At 72.5% G+C, this 25,954-nt stretch carries 30 protein-coding genes; 10 read left to right on the top strand and 20 right to left on the bottom strand.

The features are described 5' to 3' along the window. Positions 1–9: 9 nt before the first annotated feature. From C8P66_RS07740 to aroA, 9 genes are all read right to left on the bottom strand, one after another. Positions 10–666 carry a phosphoribosylanthranilate isomerase gene (locus C8P66_RS07740; protein WP_111397666.1) on the bottom strand — a complete coding sequence of 219 codons (657 nt, stop codon included), beginning with the start codon at positions 664–666 and terminating at the stop codon, positions 10–12. Next, positions 663–1,370, bottom strand: a complete 708-nt coding sequence (gene pyrF, locus C8P66_RS07735) for an orotidine-5'-phosphate decarboxylase (protein ID WP_111397743.1) — start codon at positions 1,368–1,370, stop codon at positions 663–665. The genes C8P66_RS07740 and pyrF overlap by 4 nt, the downstream gene beginning before the upstream one ends. Continuing rightward, complete coding sequence (locus tag C8P66_RS07730) at positions 1,370–1,672, bottom strand: LapA family protein (RefSeq protein WP_245903305.1); 303 nt, start codon at positions 1,670–1,672, stop codon at positions 1,370–1,372. Before C8P66_RS07730 ends, pyrF begins: the two co-directional genes overlap by 1 nt. Beyond that, entirely contained in the window at positions 1,669–1,983 is a 315-nt protein-coding gene (locus tag C8P66_RS07725; protein WP_111397665.1) for an integration host factor subunit beta, read from the bottom strand. Before C8P66_RS07725 ends, C8P66_RS07730 begins: the two co-directional genes overlap by 4 nt. A gap of 23 nt (positions 1,984–2,006) precedes the next feature. Then, positions 2,007–2,924: a signal peptide peptidase SppA gene (gene sppA, locus C8P66_RS07720; RefSeq protein WP_111397664.1), complete on the bottom strand. Its 918-nt coding sequence runs from the start codon at positions 2,922–2,924 to the stop codon at positions 2,007–2,009. Positions 2,925–2,932: 8 nt separating this feature from the next. Further along, positions 2,933–3,604 (bottom strand): trypsin-like serine peptidase, encoded by a 672-nt coding sequence (locus C8P66_RS07715; protein ID WP_158537147.1) that lies wholly within the window; start codon positions 3,602–3,604, stop codon positions 2,933–2,935. A 61-nt stretch (positions 3,605–3,665) separates the two neighbouring features. Beyond that, entirely contained in the window at positions 3,666–5,384 is a 1,719-nt protein-coding gene (gene rpsA / locus C8P66_RS07710) for a 30S ribosomal protein S1 (protein WP_111397662.1), read from the bottom strand. A gap of 250 nt (positions 5,385–5,634) precedes the next feature. Further along, complete coding sequence (gene cmk, locus C8P66_RS07705) at positions 5,635–6,267, bottom strand: (d)CMP kinase (RefSeq protein WP_111397661.1); 633 nt, start codon at positions 6,265–6,267, stop codon at positions 5,635–5,637. Then, entirely contained in the window at positions 6,264–7,622 is a 1,359-nt protein-coding gene (aroA, locus tag C8P66_RS07700) for a 3-phosphoshikimate 1-carboxyvinyltransferase (RefSeq protein ID WP_111397660.1), read from the bottom strand. The genes cmk and aroA overlap by 4 nt, the downstream gene beginning before the upstream one ends. 180 nt (positions 7,623–7,802) lie before the next feature. On the opposite strand from aroA, the gene C8P66_RS07695 reads away from it, so the two are divergent. Then, positions 7,803–8,123: a TIGR02300 family protein gene (locus C8P66_RS07695; RefSeq protein ID WP_111397659.1), complete on the top strand. Its 321-nt coding sequence runs from the start codon at positions 7,803–7,805 to the stop codon at positions 8,121–8,123. A 42-nt stretch (positions 8,124–8,165) separates the two neighbouring features. Here C8P66_RS07695 and C8P66_RS07690 read toward each other — a convergent pair whose 3' ends face one another. After that, positions 8,166–8,747 carry a Yip1 family protein gene (locus tag C8P66_RS07690; RefSeq protein WP_111397658.1) on the bottom strand — a complete coding sequence of 194 codons (582 nt, stop codon included), beginning with the start codon at positions 8,745–8,747 and terminating at the stop codon, positions 8,166–8,168. 182 nt (positions 8,748–8,929) lie between these two features. On the opposite strand from C8P66_RS07690, the gene C8P66_RS07685 reads away from it, so the two are divergent. The 3 genes from C8P66_RS07685 to phbB all read left to right on the top strand — a co-directional run bounded on the left by C8P66_RS07685 (position 8,930) and on the right by phbB (position 11,377). Next, positions 8,930–10,240, top strand: a complete 1,311-nt coding sequence (locus C8P66_RS07685; RefSeq protein WP_111397657.1) for an AmpG family muropeptide MFS transporter — start codon at positions 8,930–8,932, stop codon at positions 10,238–10,240. After that, positions 10,237–10,584 carry a DMT family protein gene (locus C8P66_RS07680; RefSeq protein ID WP_111397656.1) on the top strand — a complete coding sequence of 116 codons (348 nt, stop codon included), beginning with the start codon at positions 10,237–10,239 and terminating at the stop codon, positions 10,582–10,584. The genes C8P66_RS07685 and C8P66_RS07680 overlap by 4 nt, the downstream gene beginning before the upstream one ends. A gap of 70 nt (positions 10,585–10,654) precedes the next feature. Continuing rightward, on the top strand, positions 10,655–11,377 hold the full coding sequence (gene phbB / locus C8P66_RS07675; RefSeq protein ID WP_111397655.1) for an acetoacetyl-CoA reductase: 723 nt from the start codon (positions 10,655–10,657) through the stop codon (positions 11,375–11,377). A gap of 103 nt (positions 11,378–11,480) precedes the next feature. Here the strand turns inward: phbB and C8P66_RS07670 are convergent, their stop codons facing one another. The 5 genes from C8P66_RS07670 to C8P66_RS07650 all read right to left on the bottom strand — a co-directional run bounded on the left by C8P66_RS07670 (position 11,481) and on the right by C8P66_RS07650 (position 15,526). Beyond that, the gene (locus tag C8P66_RS07670; protein ID WP_245903303.1) at positions 11,481–12,083 is read right to left on the bottom strand and encodes a YciI family protein; all 603 of its coding nucleotides are present in this window, start codon (positions 12,081–12,083) and stop codon (positions 11,481–11,483) included. 76 nt (positions 12,084–12,159) lie between these two features. Further along, on the bottom strand, positions 12,160–13,035 hold the full coding sequence (locus C8P66_RS24325; RefSeq protein ID WP_245903301.1) for an SH3 domain-containing protein: 876 nt from the start codon (positions 13,033–13,035) through the stop codon (positions 12,160–12,162). Positions 13,036–13,082: 47 nt separating this feature from the next. Continuing rightward, a complete protein-coding gene (locus C8P66_RS07660) occupies positions 13,083–13,463 on the bottom strand; it encodes a DsrE family protein (RefSeq protein WP_111397654.1) in 381 nt (126 codons plus the stop codon). Further along, a complete protein-coding gene (locus tag C8P66_RS07655) occupies positions 13,460–14,266 on the bottom strand; it encodes a HesA/MoeB/ThiF family protein (protein WP_111397653.1) in 807 nt (268 codons plus the stop codon). The genes C8P66_RS07660 and C8P66_RS07655 overlap by 4 nt, the downstream gene beginning before the upstream one ends. 36 nt (positions 14,267–14,302) lie before the next feature. After that, positions 14,303–15,526, bottom strand: coding sequence for an MFS transporter (locus tag C8P66_RS07650; RefSeq protein ID WP_111397652.1), 1,224 nt, complete (start codon positions 15,524–15,526; stop codon positions 14,303–14,305). Positions 15,527–15,567: 41 nt separating this feature from the next. Here C8P66_RS07650 and C8P66_RS07645 point away from each other — a divergent pair, with 41 nt between their 5' ends. Then, complete coding sequence (locus C8P66_RS07645) at positions 15,568–16,371, top strand: AraC family transcriptional regulator (protein WP_111397651.1); 804 nt, start codon at positions 15,568–15,570, stop codon at positions 16,369–16,371. Between the two features lie 54 nt (positions 16,372–16,425). After that, the gene (locus C8P66_RS07640; protein ID WP_111397650.1) at positions 16,426–17,259 is read left to right on the top strand and encodes an amidohydrolase family protein; all 834 of its coding nucleotides are present in this window, start codon (positions 16,426–16,428) and stop codon (positions 17,257–17,259) included. Here the strand turns inward: C8P66_RS07640 and C8P66_RS07635 are convergent. Together C8P66_RS07635 and C8P66_RS24680 are read right to left on the bottom strand one after the other, a co-directional pair. After that, the gene (locus tag C8P66_RS07635) at positions 17,247–17,585 is read right to left on the bottom strand and encodes an AzlD domain-containing protein (RefSeq protein ID WP_111397649.1); all 339 of its coding nucleotides are present in this window, start codon (positions 17,583–17,585) and stop codon (positions 17,247–17,249) included. The two genes, C8P66_RS07640 and C8P66_RS07635, sit on opposite strands and share 13 nt — an antisense overlap. Further along, positions 17,582–18,268, bottom strand: coding sequence for an AzlC family ABC transporter permease (locus C8P66_RS24680; protein WP_158537146.1), 687 nt, complete (start codon positions 18,266–18,268; stop codon positions 17,582–17,584). The genes C8P66_RS07635 and C8P66_RS24680 overlap by 4 nt, the downstream gene beginning before the upstream one ends. A gap of 80 nt (positions 18,269–18,348) precedes the next feature. Here C8P66_RS24680 and C8P66_RS07625 point away from each other — a divergent pair, with 80 nt between their 5' ends. From C8P66_RS07625 to araD, 4 genes are all read left to right on the top strand, one after another. Then, positions 18,349–19,386: a beta-ketoacyl-[acyl-carrier-protein] synthase family protein gene (locus C8P66_RS07625; protein ID WP_111397648.1), complete on the top strand. Its 1,038-nt coding sequence runs from the start codon at positions 18,349–18,351 to the stop codon at positions 19,384–19,386. Between the two features lie 37 nt (positions 19,387–19,423). Beyond that, positions 19,424–20,068, top strand: coding sequence for a methyltransferase domain-containing protein (locus C8P66_RS07620; RefSeq protein WP_158537145.1), 645 nt, complete (start codon positions 19,424–19,426; stop codon positions 20,066–20,068). Then, the gene (locus C8P66_RS24090; protein ID WP_111397646.1) at positions 20,068–21,114 is read left to right on the top strand and encodes an NAD(P)/FAD-dependent oxidoreductase; all 1,047 of its coding nucleotides are present in this window, start codon (positions 20,068–20,070) and stop codon (positions 21,112–21,114) included. Before C8P66_RS07620 ends, C8P66_RS24090 begins: the two co-directional genes overlap by 1 nt. A gap of 155 nt (positions 21,115–21,269) precedes the next feature. After that, positions 21,270–22,997 carry an L-arabinonate dehydratase gene (gene araD, locus C8P66_RS07610; RefSeq protein ID WP_111397645.1) on the top strand — a complete coding sequence of 576 codons (1,728 nt, stop codon included), beginning with the start codon at positions 21,270–21,272 and terminating at the stop codon, positions 22,995–22,997. 4 nt (positions 22,998–23,001) lie between these two features. On the opposite strand, the gene C8P66_RS07605 is transcribed toward araD, so the two are convergent. The 3 genes from C8P66_RS07605 to C8P66_RS07595 form a co-directional block, all read right to left on the bottom strand. Continuing rightward, positions 23,002–23,658, bottom strand: a complete 657-nt coding sequence (locus tag C8P66_RS07605; protein WP_158537144.1) for a GntR family transcriptional regulator — start codon at positions 23,656–23,658, stop codon at positions 23,002–23,004. A gap of 264 nt (positions 23,659–23,922) precedes the next feature. Beyond that, positions 23,923–25,368, bottom strand: a complete 1,446-nt coding sequence (locus C8P66_RS07600; RefSeq protein WP_111397643.1) for an FAD-dependent oxidoreductase — start codon at positions 25,366–25,368, stop codon at positions 23,923–23,925. A gap of 64 nt (positions 25,369–25,432) precedes the next feature. Then, entirely contained in the window at positions 25,433–25,852 is a 420-nt protein-coding gene (locus tag C8P66_RS07595) for a PadR family transcriptional regulator (protein WP_111397642.1), read from the bottom strand. Between the last annotated feature and the right edge of the window lie 102 nt (positions 25,853–25,954).

Below are 25,954 nucleotides of genomic sequence, written 5' to 3'. Positions count from 1 at the left end.
AGGCCGGGTTTAGCGCGGCAGGGGAGCGGGGGCTACCCGCGCGGCGGCGCAGAAGGCGGCGATCAGGCCTGCGTCCTTGACCCCCCTCGCCCGCTCGACGCCGGAGGAGACATCGACACCGGGCGCGCCGGTCGCGGCGATCGCCTCGGCGACGTTCCCCGGGGTCAGGCCGCCGGCCAGCAGCCAGGGGCGGGGGACCGCGACGCCGGCCAGCAGCGACCAGTCGAACACCGCCGCATTGCCGCCGGGCAGCGCCCCCCCCGGCGGGGCCTTGGCGTCCAGCAGGAAGCGGTCCACGACCGGGGCGTAATCGGCCAGCACGGCCAGGTCGGCGGCGGCCGAGACCCCGATCGCCTTCATCACCGGCCGGCCGAAGCGGGCGCGGATCTCGGCGCAGCGGGCCGGGGTTTCCTCGCCATGCAGTTGCAGGATGTCGAGCGGGGCCTCGGCGAGCGTGGCCGCCAGCAGATCATCCCCGGCATCGACGAAGAGCCCGACCCGGAGCGGCCCGCCCGTGACGCGCGCGGAAAGTGCGGCCGCCTGGGCCGGCGTCACCGCCCGCGGGCTGGCGGGGAAAAACACGAAACCGACCAGATCGGCCCCCGCCGCGCAGGCGGCATCGAAGCCCGCCGCATCCTTCAGCCCGCAGATCTTGACCAGCGTCATAGCGAGGCCGCGATGGCCTCGGCCGCCGCCACCGGATCGGCCGCCGCCGTGATCGGGCGGCCGAGCACGATCCAATCCGCCCCCGCCGCCACCGCCTCGGCCGGCGTCGCGGTACGGGCCTGGTCGCCCGCCGGCGAACCCAGCGGCCGCACCCCCGGCACCACCAGGAAGGGTGCCGCGCCCAGCGCGTCGCGGAGCCGCGCGACCTCCCGCGGGCTGCACACCAGCCCATCGGCCCCGGCCGACAGCGCCAGCCGCGCGAGGCGCAGCACCTGCTCCACCGGATCGCCGGCCACCCCGGTCGCGGCCAGGGTGGCGGCATCGATGCTGGTCAGCACCGTCACCGCCAGCAGGATCGGGCGGCGGTCGCCGGCCACATCCTCGGCGGCGCGGCGGGCGGCCTCGATCATCGCCCCCCCGCCGGCGCCATGCAGCGTCAGCATCGCGGGCGGGGTGCGGCAGACGGCGCGGGTGGCGCCGGCGACGGTATTGGGGATGTCGTGCAGCTTCAGGTCCAGGAACACCGGCCCGGCGGCGATGAGCGGCGCGACCCCGGCGGGGCCGGCGGCGCAGAACAGTTCCAGCCCGGCCTTGATGAGCCCGACGCGCCCGGCCAGACGCCCGGCCAGGGCCAGGGCGGCGGCGGCATCCTCGGTATCCAGGGCGGCGATGATGCGATCCGCCCCCTTGGTCGGGCGGGCGATCACGCGGCTGCGTCGCGCTGGGCCGCGGCCTCGGCCTTCAGCACGTCCAGTTCGGATTCCAGCACGCGGCCCGCGCGTTCCAGATGGCGCGCCCGGCGCCGCGCCGGCAGCGCCGAGCCCCAGGCGACCAGCGCCCCCAGCAGGAAGGAAATGGCCGCGGCGATCAGCACCACCACCGAAAGCGACGCCTCCCAGGCGAGGTCGAACGGCCAGAGCCGCACCTGCACGATCTGCCCGTTCGACAAGGCGAAGATGAGGATGATGGCGAGCAGAGGCAGCAGCGCGACCAGCCGGAGCATCATGCGGCCTTGATGGCGGCTTCGGCCTGCAATGGGCCGCCGTTCACCCGTTCACGCAATTCCTTGCCCGGCTTGAAATGCGGCACGACCTTGCCCGTCACCTGCACCGATTGCCCGGTGCGGGGGTTGCGCCCGGTGCGCGGATCGCGCCGCTTCACCGAGAAGGCGCCGAAGCCGCGCAGCTCCACCCGGCGGCCCTCGGCCAGGGCATTGGCGATGCCGTCGAACACGGTGGTGACGATCAGTTCGACGTCCGGCAGTCGCAAATGCGGATTGGCCGCCGCCAATTGTGCCATCAGCTCCGACCGTGTCATGCCTTGCATCCGCTCCCGCTCCCTCAACGCTGCCAAAGCGGCAGCCGCGCGTCAATCCGCAACAGGGGGACAAGCCATTCCGCAGAAAGGGTTTTTCCGACCAGCGTGAGGGCGGAGGCGAAGGCGCGCTCCGACAGGCCTCTCGGGTCGAGACTGCGCACCGGCAGGGATGCCGGCACCTGGCGCTCGGCCGCGAGCCAGGCGCGGGCCTCGGCCTCGCCGCCGATCGCATCGACCAGACCCAGCGCCAGCGCCTGCCGCCCGGTATAGACGCGGCCATCGGCGAGGCTGCGGACGCGCTCCTCATCCATGTGCCGGCCGGCGGCGACCATGGCGACGAACTGGGCGTAGAGGTCCTGCACCACCGCGGTGAGCGCGGCGCGGCCCTCGGGCGTCAGCGGGCGGAACAGGCTCGGCTGGTCCTTCAGCGGGCCGGAGGCGATGGTCTCGGGCCGCACGCCGAGGCTGCCCAGCAGTTCCGAGCCCTCGAAGCTTTGCAGGATCACGCCGATCGAGCCGGTCACCGTGCCTTCGCGGGCAAACACCCGCCCGGCCGGCATGGCGATCATATAGCCGGCCGAGGCGGCGGTGCCGCCCAGGGTCGCGACCAGCGGCTTTTGGGCGGCGAAGCGGGCCAGCGCGCCGTGCAGCGCCTCGCCCCCCGCCATGGTGCCGCCGGGGCTGTCCACGGCCAGGATCATGGCACGGACGGTCTTGTCCCGGGTCGCCTCGTCCAGCGCGCGGATCAGGCGGCGGTCGTCGCTGATGGTGCCCGAGATGGACAGGCGGGCGACATGCGCGCCGCCCAGCAGCGCGGAGTTGGAGACCCCGAACCAGGCGTAGAGCGCCATCAGCACCGCGATGACGGCGGCGCCGCGCCACAGGGTCAGGCGCCGCTTGAGCCGGCGGCGATCGGTCAGGAGATCGGGATCAAGGGCCATGCCCCCTCCTAATCCTTTGCGGCGGTGCGTGCCACCGTGGCGGCCACCGCCAGCCCGATGGGCCGGTCGGCCGCCATCGACACCGCGATGCCCGCGATCCCCCAGGCCCCATCCGCCCCTTGCGCCAGCAGCGGCGCGCCGCTGGCCCCGCGGGTCGCGGCGCAGTCATGCACCAGCACGGCGCCGGAGGTGACGATGTGGCAGCCGATGGTGGCCAGCAGCACCTCCGGCCGGTCCTGCTGGTAGCCGGCGAGCATCACCGGCGTCCCCACCGGGGGCATGGGCAGGATCGGCAGCACCGGCCCCGCGAGCGGCGTCTCCAGGGTCAGCACGGCCCAATCGCCCGCCGTCGGGCCATGCGCCGCGACGGTCCAGGCGCCGGTCTCGTAGCGCGCGACGCGGGAGGTCGCGACCCAACTGCCCATGCGATAGCCGAGCAGGACATGCACCGACCCTGGCTGCACCATGCGGCGGGAACGGGGGGAGACGAGGCAATGCGCCGCCGTCAGCACCGTGGCGGGGCCGATCAGCGCGCCGGTGCAACGCCCGCCAAGCTCGGTCTGCACCCGGGCCAGGGAATTGAAGGGGGAAGCGGCGGGGTCGGGGACGACGCGCCTCGCATCCTCCCCGCCGATTCCGGGCAGCATCTGGGCCGCGGCGGGCGATGCCAGCAGCAGCACAAAAAGAAACGCCGCGGACCTTCCGGTCCGCGGCGCATCCATTTCAGCGAAGGCGAGGATGTTACTCCTCGGTCGACAGGTTCCGGCGCCGGATGGCGGCACCGAGAATGTCACCAAGGCTGGCACCCGAGTCGACCGACCCGAATTCCTTCATCGCCTCACGCTCCTCCTCGACTTCCTTGCCCTTGATGGTCAGGGCGAGGCGACGGGCGGCGCGATCCACGGCGGTGACCTTGGCATCGACCTTCTCGCCGACCGCGAACTTGTCGGGGCGCTGGGCGTCCCGGTCGCGGGCGAGTTCGGCGCGGCGGATGAAGCCCGTGAGGACGTCGTCCACCTTCACCTCGATGCCGTTGCTCTCGATCTTGGTCACGACGCAGGTGACGACGTCACCCTTTCGCACCTTGTCGAGGACTTCGGCGGCCGGGTCGGACGCAAGCTGCTTGATGCCGAGCGAGATGCGTTCCTTCTCGACATCCACATCCAGCACCTTGGCCTTGACGACCTGGCCCTTCTGGTAGTCGGCCATCGCCGCTTCGCCGGCCTGATCCCACGACAGGTCGGACATGTGAACCATGCCGTCGATGTCGGCGGTGATGCCGATGAAGAGACCGAACTCGGTGATGTTGCGGATCTCGCCTTCCACAATGCTGCCCGGGGGATGGGCGTCCATGAACACCTCCCACGGATTGCCCTGGGCCTGCTTGAGGCCGAGCGAGATACGGCGCTTGGGCTCGTCCACATCCAGGATCATCACTTCGACTTCCTGGCTGGAAGCGACGATCTTGCCCGGATGCACGTTCTTCTTGGTCCAGGACATCTCGCTCACATGAACGAGGCCCTCGACCCCCGGCTCCAGCTCCACGAAGGCGCCGTAGTCGGTGATGTTGGTCACGCGACCCGAGAACTTGGCGCCGACGGGGTACTTGACCGCCACACCTTCCCAAGGATCGGACATCAGCTGCTTCATGCCGAGGCTGATGCGCTGCGTCTCGGAGTTGAAGCGGATCACCTGCACGCGGACCGGCTGACCGATGGTCAGGGCCTCGGACGGGTGGTTGATGCGGCGCCAGGCGATGTCGGTGACATGCAGCAGGCCATCGACGCCGCCGAGATCCACGAACGCACCGTAATCGGTGATGTTCTTGACCACGCCGTCGAGGATCATGCCTTCCTTGAGGCCCTGGACGAGTTCGGCGCGCTGTTCGGCGCGGGTCTCTTCCAGCACGGCACGGCGGCTGACCACGATGTTGCCGCGGGCGCGGTCCATCTTCAGGATCTGGAACGGCTGCGGGCTGCCCATCAGCGGGCCGACGTCGCGCACCGGACGAATGTCCACCTGGCTGCCCGGCAGGAACGCAACAGCGCCGCCGAGATCGACGGTGAAGCCACCCTTCACGCGGCCAAAGATCACGCCATTGACGCGAACCTGGGCGGTGTAGGACTTCTCGAGGTTGGTCCAGGCTTCCTCGCGACGCGCCTTCTCACGCGACAGGACGATCGCGCCGTCCTTGTCCTCGTAGCGCTCGACGAAGAGGTCGATCAGGTCGCCGGGCTTGACCTCGGCCTTCTGGCCGGGGGCGGCGAATTCCTTGAGGAGGACGCGGCCCTCGCTCTTGAGGCCGACATCGACGATGGCGAATTCATCATCGACGCGAATGACGCGGCCAGTGACAACGGAGCCCGCGAAGCCGGTATCGGCCCCCAGCGTGGCGTCCAGGAGAGTGGCGAAATCCTCCATCCCGGCGGAGCCGGTATCGAGGGTGGCGGCAAATGCCATGTGGCGTTAATTTCCTGGCGACCCGCGGGGTGTCCCGCCGATCGTTCTCCTGCGCCCCAACCCGGATACGGGAAGGCACGTCTTGCAGCCGAGTGCCTGCGGGCACCATCCGACCACCTGTGGCATGGGGCGTGTATCGGCCCGCCCCGTCCCGTTTATCCCGGTGCGCGAAGCCCCGGAATGGCCGCGACCCCTTGAGGGAGACCGGCGCGGGGGCAGCGCTACGCCCGGAATGGGGCGCCGGTCAAGTCTAAACGCGAGCGGAACGCACCAACTCCAAGGCCAGCGCGAAGACCGCATCCGCATCGAGCGCCGTGGTATCGAGCACATGCGCATCCGCCGCGGGCCGCAGCGGGGCGGCGGCGCGGATGGCGTCGCGCTCGTCGCGCTCGGCCATCTCCGCCGCCACATCCGCCTCGGCCCGCGCCATGCCCTTGGCGCGCAGCTCCAGCCAGCGGCGATGCGCCCGCGCCTCCGGGCTCGCGGTGACGAACAGCTTCACGCCGGCATCGGGGAAGACGACCGTGCCGATATCCCGCCCGTCCAGCACCGCCCCCCGCCTGCGGCCGAAATCGCGCTGGAAATCGAGCAATGCGGCGCGCACGCCGGGCACCGCGGCCACCCCGCTGGCGGCGCGATCGGCCTCGGCCCCGCGCAGATCGTCGCGCTGCATGTCGGCGGGGTCCAGGGCGCGCGCCGCGGCCTCGGCCGCCGCCGGGTCGAAGGGATCGGCGCCGGCATCCAGCACCCGCCGCCCGGTCGCGCGGTAGAGCAGCCCGGTGTCGAGGTAGGGCAGCCCCAGCTCGGCCGCGAGGCGGCGCGCCAGCGTGCCCTTGCCGGCGGCGGCGGGGCCATCCACCGCGACGATCAGCGCCACGGTCACGCCGGCGCCACGGCGCTGCCGCCGCCATTGCCGACCAGCCCGTTCATCAGATCGGAGAAGCCGGGGAAGGAGGTCTCGATGAAGGCGCCATCATCCACCACGACCGGCGCCCGCGCGCCAAGGCCGAGCACCAGCGCCGACATGGCGATCCGGTGGTCCATATGGGTCACGACCCGCCCGCCGCCCGGCGGCGGCCCGCCGAGGCCATGCACCAGCATGTCGTCGCCCTCGATCTCCACCCGGATGCCGTTGGCCGTGAGCAGGGCGGCGGTGGCGGCCAGGCGGTCGCTCTCCTTCACCCGCAGCTCGCCCAGGCCCCGGAACCGGCTGATCCCCATTGCATGCGCGGCGGCGACGGCCAGAATGGGGAATTCATCGACCATGCTCGGCACCCGCGCGGCGGGCACATCCACGGCGCGCAGCGCCCCGGCACGGACCAGCAGGTCGCCGACGCGCTCACCCCCCTCCAGCCGCTCGTCGGCGAAGGTGAGGTCGGCGCCCATTTCCAGCAGGGTCGCGAACAGCCCGGTCCGCAGCGGGTTCAGCCCGACACCGCCGATGCGGATCGCCGAGCCCGGCACCAGCAGCGCCGCGACCAGCGGGAAGGCGGCCGAGGAGGGATCGCCCGGCACCACCACCGGGGCCGCGATCAGCTCCGGCTGGCCATCCAGTTCGATGACGCGGCCATGGCCCTCGATCGCCACCCGCACGGTCGCGCCGAAATGGCGCAGCATGTTCTCGGTGTGGTCCCGCGTCGCCTCCGGCTCCACCACCCGCGTGGTCCCGCGGGCGCAGAGCCCGGCCAGCAGCACGGCGCTTTTCACCTGAGCCGAGGCGACCGGCAGGCGGTAGTCGAGCGGCAGCGGCTCGGCCGCGCCCTCGATCGCCAGCGGCAGCCGCCCGCCGGCGCGCGAGGCGAAGCGGGCGCCGCAGGCCGAAAGCGGGTCGATCACCCGCTTCATCGGCCGCCCGCGCAGGCTGGCGTCCCCGGTCATGACGGAAAAGATCGGATGCGCCGCGAGCAGCCCGCAGAGCAGCCGCGCCGCGGTGCCGCTGTTGCCCATGTCCAGCACATCCGCGGGCTCCACCAGCCCGCCGACGCCCCGGCCCGAAACCTCCCAGGCGCCGGGGGCGAGCTGCGTCACCTCGGCGCCGAGGGCGCGCATGGCGACGGCGGTGCGCAGCACATCCTCGCCTTCCAGCAGCCCGCTGATCCGGGTCGTGCCCACCGCGAGCGCCCCGAACATCAGGGCGCGATGGCTGATGGATTTATCGCCCGGGACGGCGATCGTCCCGGTCAACGGCGCCATGGCGGGGGAGGCGGAGAGGGGACGTGGTTTCGCGGTCGATGTCATGCGGAGCTGCCAATGCCGGATGGGCGTTTGACACGGGCTTGGCCGCCGTGGCAATGCGCGCCGCCCATGTCGGGACCCTGCCCAGGGCCTCGACCATGGCCGTCCGGATAGCCCGTTTCATTCGGGGTCAAACCCCCTTCGACAGCCCGGTCCTTCCGGGCCGTAAGCCAGGAACCAAAGATGGCGAAGCCCGACCTCGGCCTGAAGCGCACCTGCGTCGCCTGCGCGGCAAAATTCTACGATATGGGCAAGACCCCGGCGGTCTGTCCAAAATGCGGCACCGAACAGCCGGCGGAACAGCCGCGCGCCCGTCGCGCGCCGCTGCCGGTCGATCCCAAGCTCGCCAAGCGCGCCGCCGCGGCCCCGGCCGAGGGCGATGACGCCGAGGTGGAGGACGCGCCCGAGGATGAGGCGCTGGACGACGCCGAGGAGTTGGAGGACGCCGACGAGGTGATCGCCGACGAAATCGAGGTCGAGACCGAGCGCGACGAGGAAGCCTGATCCTTGTTCCCCCGGGGGGCACGCCCCCCCGGGACCCCGGGTTCAGAACATGAAGAACAGCATCCCGAGCAGGGCGCCGATCACGAGGTTCACCACGATCCCGATCAGCGCCAGCACCAGGATGAAGGGCACCGCCTTGGCCTCCGGCACCCGCCCCACGATCGGCACGCCGACGTAGAGGAGGTAGATGCTGTAGAGCCCGAAGATGGCGAGGAAGCTGATCGGCGGCAGCAGGGTGAAGATGCCGGCCAGCCACATCGCGGTCGGCGAATAGACCGCGATCTTCATCGCCGCGACCGGATCGGCCGGCGCGCCGAAGGATGGCTGCAGCATCTCGATGATCTTAGCGATGATGAACACGCCAACCAGCCCGAGCACATAGCCGACCACCGCGCTGACCAGCAGCCCGCCCAGGCCGAAATGCATCCCCGGCCCCATGTTGCGGAACAGGAAGGCGCCGATCAGCGCCGAGCCGATGAAGCTGCAGATCGCCGGGATCAGCGACAGCGGCACGGCGTAGCTCTTGATCAGATCGATCGGGTTGGCCACCGGCTCGGCCGCGATGACCGCCCATTCGGTCCTGGGCGAAAGGATCAGGTTTTTCGCCCGCGCGACGATATCCATGGGCCGGTTTCTCCGTGGTGTGGGTTACATGGATACTGGCCTGCCTCCGGCCCCGGGCGCAATCGCGAACCTGGGCGCGACCCTGGGCGCGAACCTGGGCGCGACCCTGGGCGCGAACCTGGGCCCGAACCGGGCCACGCGGCGCTGGTGGCGGGGCAAGGCTGGCGCTACCCCCGAGGGCGATGAGCCCTGCCCTCCCCGAGTCGCCCCCCTCGCCCGCCGCCTGGCGCGACCGGCGCTTCCTGGTGCTGCTGGCCCTCGGCTTCTCCGCCGGGGTGCCGCTGCCGCTGACCGCCTTCACCCTGCGCCAATGGATGAGCGAGAGCGGCATCAGCCTGGCCGCCATCGGCCTCACCGCGCTGATCGGCCTCGCCTACACCTTCAAATTCCTGTGGTCGCCGCTGCTGGACCATGTGGCGCCGCCGGCCTTCCGCGCCTGGGGGCGCCGGCGGGGCTGGCTTGCCTGCATCATGCCGGTGCTGGCGCTGGCGATCCTGGCGCTCGGGCAGACCGATCCGGTGGGGGTGGCCTCGGTCACCGTGGCGGTGGCGGTGCTGGTCGCCTTCCTCTCGGCCAGCCAGGACATCGTGGTCGATGCCTACCGGATCGAGATCCTGGCCGAACGCGAACAGGGCTATGGGCTGGCCTGCTACATCTGGGGCTATCGCGGCGCGCTGCTCGCCTCCAACGCCGGGGCGCTGGCGGTGGCGGAGTTCTTCGGCTGGGGCGTCGCCTTCGCCTATTGCGCGGGGCTGATCGGCATCGGCTTCGCAGCCGTCGTGCTGGGGCCGGAACCCGCCCCGCCCGAGGGTGGGCATGTCCGCCTCGCCGCCGGCTGGGGGCCACGGCTGGAGACGGCGGTGCTGGCGCCGTTCCGCGATTTCCTGCGCCACCAACACTGGCTGGCGATCCTGCTGTTCATCGCGCTGTTCAAGCTGGGCGAGGCCCTGGCCGGCATCATGACGGCGCCGTTTTATCGCGACCTCGGCTTCTCGCGGCTGGATGTGGCGGCGGTCAGCAGCGTCTTCGGGCTGTTCGCGACGCTGCTGGGCGCGGTCGCGGGCGGCTGGCTGGTGGCCAAGATCGGCACCGCGCGGGCGCTGGTGCTGACCGGGCTCACGCAGATGCTCTCCAACCTGATGTATGTCGCGCTGAACGAGGCGGGGCACAGCCTGCCGATGCTCTGGGCCCAGGTGGGGGTGGAGAACTTCACCGATGGGCTCGCGGATGCGGCCTTCGTCACCTACCTCTCGGCGCTGACCTCGCGCAGCTTCACCGCGACGCAATACGCGCTGCTGTCCTCGCTGGCCGCGGTGCCGCTGCGGACGCTGGGCGCGGGCTCGGGCTGGCTGGCGGGCGCGATGGGCTGGACGCCGTTCTTCCTGTTGACGACGGCGGCGGCGCTGCCCGCGCTCGGCATCATGCTCTTCCTGCTGCGCCGGCTGCCGCCGCCGGCGCCGGAGCCCGCCCCGCTGCCGGAGCCCGCCCGATGACGCCTTCGATGATCCTGCCGCCGCTGCTGCTGGTCGTCTCGAACGTCGTGATGATCTATGCGTGGTACGGGCACCTCAAGCATCCGGGCTGGCCGATGTGGCTCGCCATCCTCCTGTCCTGGGGGATCGCCTTCTTCGAATACTGCCTCGCCGTTCCGGCCAACCGCATCGGCTACGGCACCTTCACCGGCCAGCAGCTCAAGGTGATGCAGGAGGTGATCACCCTCGGCGTTTTCGCGGTTTTCAGCGTGCTGGTGCTCGGCGAGGCCTTGCGCTGGACCTATTTCGCGGCGATGGGCTGCCTCGTCGCGGCGGTGGTGTTCATCTTCCTCCCCGTGGAGTGAGACAAGGGTTGCGACCGGCCAGCTTCCTTGGTCTGGTCATATCCCAAAAAGACAAAGGGAGGATCAGGCCATGGCTCGTGTAGCGCTCGTCACCGGCGGACAACGCGGCATCGGTGCCGCCATCAGCAAGGCGTTGCAGGGGGCCGGCCGCACGGTCGTCGCCAGCTACGCCGGCAATGACGCCGCCGCCGCCGCCTTCACCGAGGAGACCGGCATCCGTTGCGTGAAGTTCGACGTCTCGGACTTCGCCGGCTGCCAGGCCGCCGTCGCGAAGATCGAGGCCGAGGTCGGCCCGATCGAGATCCTCGTCAACAACGCCGGCATCACCCGCGATGCCATGATGCGCAAGCTGACGCGCGACATGTGGGATGCGGTGATCGATACCAACCTCGGCGGCTGCTACAACCTGTGCAAATCGGTCTGGGACGGGATGAGCGCGCGGAAATTCGGGCGCATCGTCAATATCGGCTCGATCAACGGCCAGGCGGGGCAGTTGGGGCAGGTGAATTACGCCGCCGCCAAATCCGGCATCCATGGCTTCACCAAGGCCCTGGCGCAGGAAGGCGCGCGCGCCTCGATCACGGTCAATGCCATCGCGCCCGGCTATGTCGATACCGAGATGGTGCGCGCCGTGCCCGCGGATGTGCTGGAGAAGATCATCGCCCGCATTCCCCGCGGCCGCCTGGGCAAGGCCGAGGACATCGCCCGCGGCGTGCTGTTCCTGACCGCGGATGATGCGGATTTCATCACCGGATCGACGCTGTCGATCAACGGCGGGCAGCACATGTACTGAAGGGCTGGTACTGGAGGGCTTGGGGCCGGGGGCGTCAGGCCGCCTCCGGCCCCAGTGCGACGCGCAGCCGATCGCGGGCGGGGCGCGGTCCAAGCGTCATGGCTCAGGCCAGGCAGGCCACCACGGTCGGGTACAGGCTGACCCGCCGCCACACGTCGCAGGTGACGTAGGGATCGGCCGCCGCCCAGGCGAAGGCCTCATGCGGGGCCATGGCGAGGATCACGAGCGAGCCGATCATCCCCCCCGCCTCATCCAGCAGCGCGCCGCCCAGCAGCAGCCGCCCGCATCGCGCCTCCCCCCCCACGCGGTCGAAATGCAGCGGGCGCGCCGCCTGCCGCCGCGCGGCGGCGCCCGCGTCGGTGCCATCCAGCGCCACCAGCGCGGTGGCGGCGACCGGGGGCGCCCCCGGTCCGGGCAAGGGCGGAAAGGCCAGGCTGCGCGCGGCGAGGAAGCGCCAGACCTCCCGCCGTTCCCAGACAGTCTCGAAGGGCTCGGCCGTGAGGTAGTCCTCGATCGCGTCATTCTTGACCACGACCAGGCTTCCGGTCGCCCGGCCGCCCTGCATATCCAGCATCGGCGCGGTGAAGCTCAGGCGATCGGCCGCCGCCAGGCCGCGCAGCAGGTCCATTTGGCGTGGCATGGCGGCAAGGCGGCGGGCCGGTGCCTCGGCATCCGTCCGATCATGGCCGAGAACAAGCCATTCCATTACGCCGCTGCCTTTCGCTGGATGCCCCTGGGAAGCATCCGCCGAAAGCGTGCCACCAAAAAGGAAATTCCCGTAATCAGGGCAGCACCTCGTCCGGCAGCACGCCCCAGACCTCGTCGCGGCGGATGAAGCCGGTGTGGTCGGCGACGCGGATCTCGCACCAGGGCCCCGGCGGGCAGGCCCGGATGCGCCCGATCACGCCGGGTTCCAGCCGCGCCACGGTCGCGGCCCCATCCTCCGGCCGGCGGCGCAGGCGGCGTTCGCCGTCACGGATCATCGCGGTGCGGCGGCCGGCCAGGGTCGAGGAATGCACCCAGCCCTCGGTGCCCTCATGGTCGCGGATGCGGCGCCACAGATCGTATTCGCGCACGATCTCCACCGGCAGGTCGCGGCGCTGATAGGTCCATTCGATGCGGAACCGCGTGCCGGGGCCGGCGCGCATGTTCACCTCATCGGAGCGCAGCGTGACGAAGCGCGGCAATTGCAGCCCGGTGACGCTGCCGATCTGCGGCGGCGTCGGCTCGGGCGGGGGCGCGGCCGGGGCGGCCGCCTGGGCGGCGGCGGCGGCTGTGGCGGCGGCAGCGGCGGCTGCGGCCGCGGCGGTGCGCGGGCGCTTCACCTCCGCCTCCGGCCGCGGGGGGCGCGCGGCGGCGGGCGCCTGGCGCGGCGGCGTGGCCGGCCGGTCCCGGCGCCGGCTGGCGGGGGTGTCGGCGGGCGCGGCCTGCCGGGCGGTGCCGGGCCGGGGGGGTGCCGCCGCCCTCGGGGTCGTCGCCGGGGCCGTCGCCGGCGGCGTGGCCGCGCGGGGGGCGGCGGGGGGCGTCGGCGGTGGCGCGGCGCGCTGGGCCGGAACCGGGGGCGGCAGCGCCGCGCCGCCAAGGCTCGATTGTGCCGCCGCCCCCCCGGCCAGGGTGAAGGACAGCATCAGGGCGAGTGTGGATCGGCAAAATGGCATGGCCCAGGTTGGCCAGCCTTCGCCCTCCGCGGTCAAGCGCCTTGAGATCAAAGGGACAACATCTGGCCCGTGCCCACCGCGACCAGGAAGGTGACCACCCCCGCGACCTCAACATCCACCGCCAATTCGGCCGTTTCCAGCCCGGTGGCGCGCAGCCCGGCGTCGCAGGCAATCAGCCGAACCCCAAGGTCGCGCGCCGCCGGCAGCAGCACCCCGATGCCCGCCACGCCACGCGCGGCCAGCGCCGATTCGCGCGGATCGGCCAGCAGCGCCGCCGGATCGGCGCGCAGCAGGGCGCAGCCGTCATTGGTCGCGAAGATGATCACATCCCGCCCCACCGCCGCCGCCGCCGTTGCCAGCACCAGCGCGTAATGCGCCGCCTCATGCCCGCCGGAGCGCAGCAGCAGCCCGAGGACCGGGGTGCTCATGCGTGGCCAGCGAGATCTTGGATCGTGGCGTGCTCGCCACACAGGGCGCAGCCCGGGTCCCGCCGGAGCTTCACCGTCCGCATCCGCGCATCCAGCGCGTCCCAGAGCAGCAGCCGCCCATCCAGCGGCTCGCCGATGCCCATGATCAGCTTCAGCACCTCGGTCGCCTGCAAGGTGCCCATGACCCCGGTGACGGCGCCGAGCACGCCGGCCTCCGAACAGCTTGGCACCAGCCCCGGCGGCGGCGGGTTCGGGTGCAGGCAGCGGTGGCAGGGGTGCGGCGCGCCGAGATGGCCGCGGAACACCGAAAGCTGCCCCTCGAAGCGCAGCACCGCCGCCGAGACCAGCGGCCGCCCCGCGAGGTGGCAGGCATCGCCCAGCAAAAACCGGGTCGGGAAATTGTCGGTGCCGTCGCAGATGATGTCGTAGCGCGGCACCAGATCGGCAGCGCTTGCCGCATCCAGCCGCAGCGCATGGGGCTCCACCCGCACCAGCGGGTTCAGCGCGGCGATGGCCTCGGCGGCACTCTCGGCCTTGTTGCGGCCGATGCGGTCGGTCGTATGCGCGATCTGGCGCTGCAGGTTGGAGAGTTCCAGCCGGTCGTCATCCACCAGCCCGATGGTGCCGACGCCCGCGGCGGCCAGATACAGCGCGAGCGGCGAGCCGAGCCCCCCCGCGCCCACCACCAGCACCCGCGCCGCCCGCAGCCGCGCCTGGCCGATGGCGCCGACATCGCTCAGCAGGATGTTGCGCGAGTAGCGGTGCAATTCCGCATCGGTGAAATCGAGGTCCATCTGGGGCATCTGCGCGCCCCCGCCGCCCCCGGCAAGGGGGCGGGGCTATTCCGCCGGGGCGGGGCTCGCCCGCGCCCAAAGCTCGGGGCGCAGCTCCTCCTCCCGGTCGGGGAAGAACAGCGCGCAGACCAGGGTCAGCCCCCCGAAGACCGACAGCACCAGCAGCGGCAGCGCCATATTGCCCGACAGGTCATAGAGCGTGCCGACCATGGGCGAGGCCGCGGCGGCCCCCAGGAAGCCGATGAAGAAGCGGATGGAATAGAGCTTCGCCCGCAACGCCGGGGCGACGTAGCGCGCGGTCATCGTCTCGTTCACCGTGACCTGGCCGAAGATCGCGGCGGCGAGCAGCGCCGAGAGCGGCAGCACCACCCAGCCATCCATGAAGGCCAGCGCCAGCATCGCCGGCATCTGCACCAGCGCCAGCGGCACGAAGACGCGCTTGAGCGTGGTGCGGTCCAGCAGCCGCCCGACGGTGAACTGCGTGACCCCTCCGAACAGCGTCGCGCCGAAGGCGAGCACGCCCACCACAGGCAGAAGGTCGGGGCTGGTGGCCAGGCGTTCCTGCATCAGCTTGGGCAGCAGCAAGGTGAAGGCGTTGAAGACGAAGCCCGAGCCCAGGGCGATGGCGAGCAGCACCGTCACCGCCCGCCGCACCACGGCGGCCGGGATCGCCGGGAAGGGCTTGCCGCCGCCGACCCGGCCGGACAGGTCCAGCGGCGCCTCCCGCAGCCAGAGCACGCCGACGGACATGCAGGCGAGGCCGGGCAGGATGAAGCCCCAGCGCCAGCCGATCCCGGCCGCGATCGCCGCCGTCACCACCGGCGCCAGCGCCACCCCGACATTGCCGAACACGCCGTTGAGCCCGACCGCGCGGCCGACCTTCTCCCCCGCGGCCTCGACCAGCATCGCGGTGCCGATCGGGTGGTAGATCGCGCTGAAGGCACCCATCACCGCCAGCGCCGCGCCCAGCGTCCAGGGGCCATCGGCGAGCCCCGCCAGCGCCATCGCCCCGCCCGCGCCGAAGAAGTAGGTCGCCATCATCCCCCGCCGCCCGAAGCGTTCGGCGAGCCAGCCCATCGGCAGCGACAGCGCGCCGTAGAGGACGAACATCGCCGTCCCCAGCGCCAGGATCGGCCCGTATTCGATGCCGAAGCGACCGGGCTCCTGCACCACCATCCCCAGGCAGGCGGTGGCCAGGATCAGCAGCGAATAATGCGTGAAGGTATGGCTGACGTTGATCAGCGCGATCTGGCGCGACGCGGGCGACATGGGTGTTTCCTCAAGCTCCGCACCAAGGATACTCTGGCTGTATGGAGACGTCCGGACAGAGTCTATCGCCAATCAGCCAATTATCCTCGCGGCTGACCGTGGCGCAGGAGGCGGTGGACCGGCCGCTCGCCGCGTTTTCGCATGATTACCGGCCGGGACATGACACCGGGCGGCACCGGCATGCCCGCGCGCAGTTGCTCTATGCGACGGCCGGGGTGATGCGCATCGCCACCGGCAGCGCCGGCTGGATCGTGCCGCCCGGCCGGGCGCTGTGGATGCCGGCCGGGGAGGTCCATGCGGTGCGCGCCGATGGGCGGGTGGCCATGCGGGCGCTGTTCTTCCGTGCCGATGCGGCCCGGGTCGGGCCGGTGACCACGGCGGTGCTGGCCATCGCGCCGCTGTTGCACGAGCTGGTGCTGGCCGCCTGCGCCCTGCCGCTGGAATGGGACCCGGCCGGCCGGGCGGGGCATCTCGCCGCCCTGATCCTGGAGGAGCTGGCCGCCGCCCCGGTGCTGCCGCTCGGCGTGCCGGAGGGGCGCGACCCCCGCCTGCGCCGGATCACCGCCGCCCTCCGCGCGCACCCGGCCGATGCGCGTGGGCTGGAGGCCTGGGCGGGGGATGCCGGGGCCTCGGTCCGCACCCTGACACGGCTGTTCCGGGCCGAGACCGGCATGGGCTTCGCCGCCTGGCGGCAACAATTGCGGCTGGCGGAGGCGGCGGCCCTGCTCGCGGCCGGGGCCTCCCCGGCGCGGGCGGCGGCGCGGGTCGGTTATGCCAGCGCCTCGGCCTTCGGCGCGGCCTTTCGGGCCGCCTTCGGCCATACGCCGGGCGCGGTGCACGGCTGAAATGGCGCCATCCCTCTTGCCGGGGGCGGCGGGTCGCCGCAGCCTTGGCCCGACATGACAGATCCCATCCCCTTTTCGGCCGCATCCGCGCCGCCCCGCACGGCCTTGCCCGCCGGAACCGTGGATGTGCACCACCACATCTACGACCACAGCTTCCCGACCTACCCCGGGCTGCCGGTGCGGCGGGATGCCTCGCTCGCCGACCACGCCCGGCTGCGGGCGCTGCTGGGCGTCACGCGGAATGTGCTGGTGCAGCCCTCCGCCTATGGCTTCGACAACCGGCTGCACCTCGCCGCCTCGGCGGCCGGTGGGGCGAACAGCCGCGCGGTCGTCGTCGTCGCCCCGGACACCTCGCTCGACGACCTGCGCGCCATGGCCGCCCAGGGGGCGGTCGGCGCGCGGGCCAACCTCGTGCAGGGCGTGCCGCTGAGCCCGTCGGATGTGGCCCCCCTCGGCGCGCGCCTCGCGGACATGGGCTGGCATCTGCAGATCTTCGCCACACCGGAGCTGATCGCGGAGATGGCGCCGGTGCTGCGCGTCCTGCCCTGCCCCGTCGTCTTCGACCATCTGGCGCTGCTGCCGCCCGAGGGGTTCAAGGCGCATCCGGCCTGGAAGGTCGTGGCGGGGCTGCTGGAGGCGGGGCGCGGCTGGGTCAAGCTTTCCTCCCCCTATGCGCTGCCCCCGGGCGATCCGGCGGCGCTCATCGCCGCCCTGGTCGCCTGCAACCCGGAGCAGACCGTCTGGGGCACCAACTGGCCGCATCCGAACAACCCGGCGCTGACGCCGCCCGATGACGCGGCGCTGATCGACATGTTCGCCGCCGCCATACCCGCGGCGCATCACACCGCCGTCTTCGCGGGGAATGCGGCGCGGCTTTACAAGTTCTGACCGGCCAGGGCGGCGGCGAGCAGGCTCAACACCGTGATCCCCGCCACCAGCCCCGCCAGCAGCCCCCAGCGGACATAGGCCAGCAGCGCCGCGCCGAGCCCGGCGGCGCGCACCAGCGGCGGCACGCCCGCCGCGGGGCCGGAGGGCGCGACCAGCGCGATGACGACGAAGGCCGCCAGCGTCGCCCCGGCCAGCGCCCCGGCCCAGGCGACGAAGGGATGGTCCGGCCGCATCCGCCGCGCCATCAGCACCCCCGCGATCCGCATCGTCAGCCCCACGGCGGCCGCCAGCAGCAGCGGCGCCCAATCGGCCTCCGCGGCGTTCAAGGCCGCATCCGGCGCCAGAGCCAGGCCCCGGTCCCGCCCACCAGCCCGGCCAGCAGCAGCCCCTCGGCCGGCGGCAGCAGCAGCGCCAGCGGCGCCGCGAGGATGCCCCCCACCACCGCCGGCCGCACCGCCGGGCGCGCCAGGTCTCCGGCCATCAGCAGCGCGAAATAGAAGGCATTGGCGTAGAGCAGCCCCGCCCGCATCGACGCCGGCAGCGCCCCCGCCGAATAGAAGCCCACCACCGCCGCCATGGTCCCGAGCGCGCAGGCGACGCTGCCGCAGCCCAGGAACCAGGCCAGCCCCAGCCTTGGATGCACCCCCGGCAGATGCCGGATCGCCACCACCCAGGGCGTCACCGCGATGAAATGCGCCCCCATCCAGCCGCGCGGGCCGAGGTAGGGCGCCAAGGTCACCGCCATCGGCAGGAAGCGGGCATTGGCGACGGTCGCGCCCATCACCCCCGGCAGCCCCGGCACCGCCAGCAGGATCATCTGCCCCGGCATGCCATAGACCAGCACGCAGGAGGCCAGCATCCAGGCGATCGGCATGTCCGCGCCGCGACAGGCGGCACCGAAGGCAAGGAAGGTCGCCATCATCGCCGCGGATTGCGGCCCGAAACTCGCTCGGATGCCCGCCCGCCAGGCACTGGCGGCGGTGGCGATGGGGGCTTCGGGCTCGGCCATGGCGGCCAACCTGCCCGGCGGGGGGCGGCGCGGCAATGCGCCCGGCATTGCATGGGGCGCAAATACCCCATCTATGAGCGGTGACATCCCCCCACATCAACCGCATCGGCTGTGCGCTGCCCTCCCACGGTTGCCACGCGGCCTTCCTCGGTCTCGCGCAATCGCTGCTGCCGGACGACCGCACCCGGCGCGCCTTCGCGCGGCTGGCCGGGCGCGCCGGCATCGCGGAGCGCTGGTCGGTCATGCCGGTCGATCCGCCGCCGGGGCATGCGGCCTCCTTCTTCCCCGCCGGCGCCTTCCCCGGCACCGACCAGCGCATGGCGGCCTATGCCCGCGAGGCACCGATCCTGGCCCGCGCGGCGCTGGACTCCCTCGGCCCGGTCGATGGCATCACCCATGTCATCGCCGCGAGCTGCACCGGCTTCCGCGCCCCGGGCCTCGACCAGATCCTGCTCCGCGCCCTCGGCGCCGGGGCGGGCACGCATCGCATGCTGGTCGGCTTCATGGGCTGCCAGGCGGGGATCATCGCCATGCGCGCCGCCGCCGATGCGGTGCGCGCCGATCCCCGCGCGCGGGTGCTGGTGATGGCGTTGGAGCTCGGCACGCTGCATCTGCAGGAACGCACCGATGTCGCGCATCTGATGGGTTTTTTGCAATTCGCCGATGGCGCCGCCTGCGCTCTGGTCACCGCCGAGCCGGAGGGGCTGCGGCTCGATGGCTTCACCTCCACCCTGCTGCCCGAGGGCGAGGAGGAGATGGTCTGGCAGGTGGGGATGCAGGGCTTCGACCTGCATCTCTCCCCCGATGTGCCCGCGACCCTGAAGCGGCTGCTGCCCGGCGCCGCCGCCGCGCTGCTGCCGGGGCCGGCGCCGGACCTCTGGGCGGTGCATCCCGGCGGGCGGGCGATCCTGGACGCGGCCGAGGCGGCCCTGGCCCTGGCCCCCGAGGCGCTGGCCGCGAGCCGCGCCGTGCTCTCCCGCGCCGGCAACATGAGTTCGGCGACCATCCTCTTCGTGCTGCGCGACATGCTGGCCCAGGCCGCGCGGGGCCAGAGCCTCGCCGCCCTGGCCTTCGGCCCGGGGCTCTCGGCCGAGGCCCTGCGCGGCACGGTCGCCTGAGATGTGGGTCGGCCCGCGCCGGATGTGGCCCGAGCGCATGGACGACCCGGCCGAGACCGAGGCCGCCTGGGAGACCGCGCTGCGCGACCTCGGCCGGCTCAACCGCTGGACCTTTGCCGACCGCCCGCTGCATGAATTTCTTGAGCCCTTCTCCGGCCGCCGGCGGGTGTCGGTGCTCGATGTGGGTGCGGGCGGGGGCGATGTGCTGGCCTCGGTGCAGGCCTGGGGCGAGAGGCATGGCGTCACCACCGAGCTTGCCGGCCTCGATCTCAGCCCCCATGCCGGCCCCTGCGCCAAGCGGCTGCACCCTGATCTGCGCGCGCGCTGGATCACCGGCGATGTGTTCGAGCTGCCGGAGGAGGAACGCTTCGACCTCGTGCTCTGCACTTTGGTCGCGCATCACATGCCGGATGCGGGGGTGGTGCGGCTGCTGCGCTGGCTGGATGCGCGGGCGGAGCAGGACTGGCTGATCCTCGACCTGCATCGCCATGCGCTGTCCTGGGCCGGGCTTTGGCTGGGCACGCGGCTGCTGCGGATGGACAGCATGGTGATCCATGACAGCACCGCCTCGGTCGGGCGCGGGTTCCGCCGGGGCGACTGGACCCGGCTGATCGCCGAGGCGGGCGTGCCGGCGCGGGCGCGGCGCCGCTTCCCCTTCCGCTGGGCCGTCTCGCGCGGCTGATGGACGCCGAGGTCCTGGTCATCGGCGCCGGCCCCGCCGGCTGCGCCGCCGCCATCCTGCTGGCCCGGGCCGGCAGGCGCGTGCTGCTGCTGGAACGCGAGGCAGAGGCCCGCGAAATCGTCTGCGGCGAGTTCCTGGGGCCTACCGCCCAGGCGGCGCTGGCCCGGCTCGGCGTCGGGACCGAGGGTGCCGCGCCCATCGCCGGGGTGGTGCTGGCGCATGGCCGGCGGGTCGCGCGGGCCGCCCTGCCCTTCCCCGGCCTCGGCCTGCCGCGCCTGCTGCTGGATGCGCGGCTGCGGGAGGCCGCCGGCGACGTGCTCCGCACCGGGCGGATGGTGCGGGAGGTCGTGGCGATCCCCGGCGGCTGGCAGGCGCGTTTCGGCGGCGAGGCCCTCTCCGCCCCCATCCTGATGCTCGCGACCGGCAAGCACGGGCTGCGCGGGGCGCCGCCACGGCCGGGGCGGGGCTGGGTCGGGCTGAAGCTGCATCTGGCGGCCGAGGCCCCCGCCGCCGAGGTCGCGCTGCTGCCGTTTCGCGGCGGGTATGCGGGGGTGCAGCCGAATGGGGCGGGGCTCACCCTCTGCGCCGCCTTCGCGCCGGAAGTGGCGTTGCCGGTGGATGCGGCGGCGTTCGTCGCCCTGGTCGCGGGGGCCTCGGCGCAGGGTGCGGCGCTGTTGCGGGACGCGCGGCCGCTCTGGCCGCGGGCGCTGGCGATCGCGGGCCTGCCCTATGGCCATCTGGCCGAGGCGACGCCGCCGGGGCTGTTTCGCCTGGGCGACCAAGCGGCGGTGATCCCGAGCTTTTCCGGGGAAGGCATGGGGCTGGCCCTGGCCTCCGGCCTCATGGCGGCCGAGGCGGTTCTGGCCGGGCGTTCGGCCGCGCAGTTCCAGGCCGGTTTCGCCACGCGGGCGCGGGCGCCCTTGCGGCGGGCGGGCTGGGTGGCGGCGGCACTCGGCCGGGCGCCGGGGCTCGCGGCGCTGGCGGCGGGGCTGGCGCCGCCGGCCATGGCCTGGCTGGCGGGCGCGACACGGCTGGGGCAAGGCTGAGGCGCGCCTACTCCGCCTTGGAGATGTTCCAACAGACCGGCACCGGCGCATCCAAGCACCCCGCGCCCATCCCACACGACAAAACGCCGCCGCCCGCTTCCCCCCGGGGCCAGCGCGCGCCAGACTCCCAGAAAGACCGCCTGGGAGGATCGACCATGACCCGCAAACGCCCCGAGGAACTGCGCAGCCACCGCTGGTTCGGCACCGACGATATCCGCGCCTTCGGCCATCGCTCGCGCATGTTGCAGATGGGGCTTTCGGAATCCGATTTCCGCGGCAAGCCCGTGATCGGCATCATCAACACCTGGTCCGACCTCTCGCCCTGCCACTTCCACTTCAAGCAGCGGGTGGAGGAGGTGAAGCGCGGCGTCTGGCAGGCCGGCGGCTTCCCGGTGGAACTGCCGGCGCATCCGGTCACCGAGCAATACATGAAGCCGACCAGCATGCTGTATCGCAACATGCTGGCGATGGAGACGGAGGAGCTGGCGCGCAGCCAGCCCTGCGACGGGCTCGTGCTGCTGGGCGGCTGCGACAAGACGCCGCCGGGGCTGACCATGGGCGCGATCACCGCGGGGCTGCCCTTCATCTTCGTCCCCGCCGGGCCGATGCTGCGCGGCAACTGGCGCGGCAAGACGCTGGGCAGCGGCAGCGACACCTGGAAATACCACGCCGAACTCCGCGCCGGCCGCATCACCGAGGAAGCCTGGAAGGAGATGGAGGGCGGCATCGCCCGTTCCTTCGGCACCTGCATGACCGCCGGCACCGCCGCCACGATGATGCTGGCGGTCGAGGCCATGGGCCTCACTTTGCCCGGCGCCTCCGCCATCCCCGCCCCGGATGCCGCGCATCCGCGCATGGCGACCGACAGCGGCCGCCGCATCGTGGATATGGTCTGGGAAGACCTGACGCCCGCGAAGATGCTGAGCCAGGGCTCGGTGGACAATGCCGTCGCCGCCGCCATGGCCTTCGGCGGCAGCACCAATGCCATTCCGCATCTGATCGCCATGGCCCGTCGCGCCGGGCTGGAGCTGGACCTTGAGCGGTTCCACGCCATCAGCGCCCGCGTGCCGCTGATCGCCGACCTGCGGCCCAATGGCACGACCTATCTGATGGAGGATTTCTTCTACGCCGGCGGCAGCCGCGCCTTCCTCGAACGGATGCGCGAGCACCTCGACCTTGCGGCCATGACGGTCACCGGACGGACCATGGGCGAGGAGATCGCCGGTGCCGAGGTGTACAACGACGCCGTCATCCGCACGCTGGACAATCCGTTGCAGGCCAATGGCGGGCTGACGGTGCTGCATGGCTCGCTGGCCCCGCGCGGGGCGGTGATCAAGACCTCCGCCGCCGATCCCAGGCTGCTGACCCATACCGGCCCCGCCGTGGTCTTCGAGGATTACGCCGACCTCAAGAAGCGCCTCGACGACCCCGATCTGGAGGTGACCGCCGACAGCGTGCTGGTGCTGCGCCAGGCGGGGCCCCAGGGCGGGCCGGGGATGCCGGAATGGGGCATGCTGCCGCTGCCGAAGAAGCTGCTGGTCCAGGGTGTCTCCGACATGGTCCGCATCAGCGATGCGCGGATGAGCGGGACCTCCTACGGCACCTGCGTGCTGCATATCGCGCCCGAGAGCCACATCGGCGGGCCGCTGGCGCTGGTGCGCTCGGGCGATCTGATCTCGCTGGACGTGCCGAACCGCAAGCTGGACCTGCTGGTGGATGCGGCGGAACTCGCGCGCCGGCAGGCGGAATGGGTGCAGCGGCCGCGGCGCTACACCCGTGGCTGGACCTCGCTGTACCTGGATCAGGTCACCCAGGCGGATGAGGGCTGCGACATGGCGTTCCTGGAAGGCACCGCGCCGAGCCCGGAGCCGGATATCTACTGAGCCGTCAGGCCGCGTCCCGCCGGGCCAGCGCCTGGCGCAGCCACCCGGCCGTGGCGCGGTAATGCGCCGCGAGCAAGGTCACGGCCTGGGCCGCATCCCGCCCCAGCGCCGCCTCGGCGATCGCCGCATGCTCGGCGGCGATGTCGCGGCTCGGATAGGCGACAGCGCGCGCCAGCGCCCGGTAGCGCGCGGCGCGGTCGCGCAGCGTCCCGCAGAACCCCAGCAGGGTCGGCGATGGGCAGGCCGCCAGCAGGGCTGCGTGGAAGGCGATATGGGCGGCCTCCCACCCCGCTTCCTCGCGCGGCATGCGTTCCAGGCGGAAGCGGGCGAGGACCACCGCTTCCTCCCAGGCGGCATCGCCCGCCGTGATGCTTTCGCGTAAGGCCACTTCCTCGACCCAGGCGCGGGCGCGGACCAGCTCATCGAATTCGGCGACGCTGGCCGGGGCGGCGCGGAAGCCGCGCTGGTCGAGCCGCTCCACCAGCCCTTCCGAGGACAGGCTGGCCAAAGCCTCGCGCACCGGCGAGGGGCCGGCGCCGTAGCGGGCGGCGAGGTCGTGGACCTTCAGCTTGATGCCCGGCGCCAGCACGCCATCCAGCAGATCCTGCCGCAGCAGGCGGTGGATCTGGGTCGCCAGGGTATCGACGGAGGGTTCGGCCATGGCCTCCTTGGTGCCAAATCGCTCGGGAAACGACAAGTGCCCCTCTGCGGGGCGGTTTGTCGATGAAGCGGGGGCCAGGACAGCCCGCGGCAGCCGCATAGGCTCCGTCAGTCACCGCGCGGCAGCCCTGCGGCCGCCCAATTCGCCGCGAAGGTCGCCACCGGCCCGTCGCGCGGCATCCCGGCCGCCACCACCCGCCCGGCGCCGAACAGCAGCAGGATCAGCGGCGTCGTGCCGGCCTGCCCGCGTCGCTCGCCAAGGGCATCACGCCCCGCATCCCCTGGCCGAAGCAGGCGGGGCCAAAGCAGGTGGGGCCAAAGCAGGCGGGGCCAAAGCAGGCGGGGCGGCGGCGGGCCCGCAGCACGGCGCCGTCGCGGCAAGCGCCGGCTTGGGCGCGCAGCAGGCGCCCTGCGGGGTTTCCGCCGTGCAGCAGGCCGCATCGGCGCCGGTGCCCCGGTCCGTGGCACAGACCCCGGTCTCGGGCAGGTCGAGACGCACCTCCCGCGCCGCCGCCCAATCGCCCGCCAGGGCCGCGGCAATGCTGCGCACCTGCTCGTGGCCCGTGGCCATCAGGAAGGTCGGCGCGCGCCCGTAGCTCTTCATGCCGGCGATCCAGAAGCCGGCCTCCGGGTGGCGCAGCTCCGCCTCGCCATGCGGGCGGACGGTGCCGCAGGCATGCAGGTTGGGGTCGATCAGCGGGGCGAGCGCGGGCGTCGCCTCCACCGCCAGGTCCAGCCCGAGCCGGATCTCGCGCAGATAGGACAGGTCGGGGCGGAAGCCGGCGGCGACGATGATGCGGTCCGCCCGCACGGTGGTGGCGCCCCCGTCCTGCCGCCCGGCGATGGCCAGCCCCGCGCCATCGGGCGCGATGCTCTCGATCAGGAAGGGCGCCAGCGCGGTGACGGCACCGCTCTCGACCAAAGCCTGGGCGCGGAGGCCGAGCGAGCCGCGTTCGGCCAGCGCATCGCTTGCGCCGCCACCGAAGCTCACCGCGCCGAGCGGCCGCCGGAAGGCCCATAGGATGCGGGTCCCGGGCGCCGCCTTGGCCAGCGCCACCAGGTCGAGCACGGCGTTCATGGCGGAATGGCCGGCGCCGACCACGAGGGTGGTGGCCCCGGCATAGGCGGCACGGGCGGCCCCCAGCACATCCGGGACGCCATAGGCGATCCGCCCGGCCTGGGCCGCCTCGCCAAGGGCAGGCATGCCATGGGCGCCGGCCGGATTCGGCGCGTCCCAGGTGCCGGCGCAATCGATGACCGCGGCGGCCTCGATCGCGGCCAGGCCGCCATCGGCGCCGGCGACATGCAGGACGAAGGGGGCGGTCGCGCGGCCCTGGCCGTCATGCAGCCGGCCATGGTCGCGGCGCGCGACACCGACGACCCTCGCGCCGGTGCGGATGCGGTCGCGCAAGGCCGCGGTCGCCGCCAGCGGGGCGAGGTAGCGATCCACCAGCTCCGCCCCGGTCGGATAGGTATCGGCCTCCGGTGCCACCCAGCCCTCCGCCTCCAGCAGGGCCCGCGCCGCGGCGTCGGTGTTGTAGCGCCAGGGCGAGAACATCCGGACATGGCCCCAGGCGCGCACCGCCTGCCCGACCGCGGGCCCGGCCTCCAGCACCAGCGGCTCCAGCCCGCGGGCGAGAAGCTGGGCCGCGGCGGCGAGGCCGATGGGGCCGGCGCCGATGACGGCGACCGGATGGCGGTTTTCAGTCATGACACGGCTCCTTGATGCATAGACCATCGATGTATCTGGCCAAGCCAAAACGGCGAAGGGCGCATCAGCAGCAGCCCTTGGCGGCCTTGGCGCGATCGGCGGCGGCAAAGGCCCGGCCGGTATCCTGGAGGGCCGCGGTCGCGTCCATCCAGGCATCGAGGGCCACACGGAAGGCGGCGCGCCCGGCATCGGTCAGCGCATAGACGCGGCGCTGGCGGCCCTGCACCACTTCCTCCGCCACGGTGACGAAGCCACCGGCCTCGAACTCCCGCAGCACCGGGTAGATGGTGCCCTCGGTCGGCGAGCAACAGCCGCCGGTGGTGTGTTCGACGGCGCGGGCAACCTCGTAGCCATGCATGGGGCCGTCGTGCAGCACGCGCAGGATGAAGAACTTGGACAGGCCCATCTTGATCGTGCCGGCCCAATAGGCGCGGGAGGCGTAGTCCACGCGGGGCGGCGGCGGGGCGGGTCGAACGGCGGGCATGCGCTGCCTTTATACCTCGATGCCCGATGCATCAACCCACAATTAACGCCGCCACGATGGCGCGGCATCTTCCCGCCCCGGGTTGATGCGGCGCAAGGCGCG

It is taken from the genome of Humitalea rosea, assembly GCF_003253705.1.
Lineage (GTDB): Bacteria > Pseudomonadota > Alphaproteobacteria > Acetobacterales > Acetobacteraceae > Humitalea > Humitalea rosea.
Note: the sequence above shows the minus strand (reverse complement) of the source record. Positions and strands in the feature narration are given on the sequence as shown.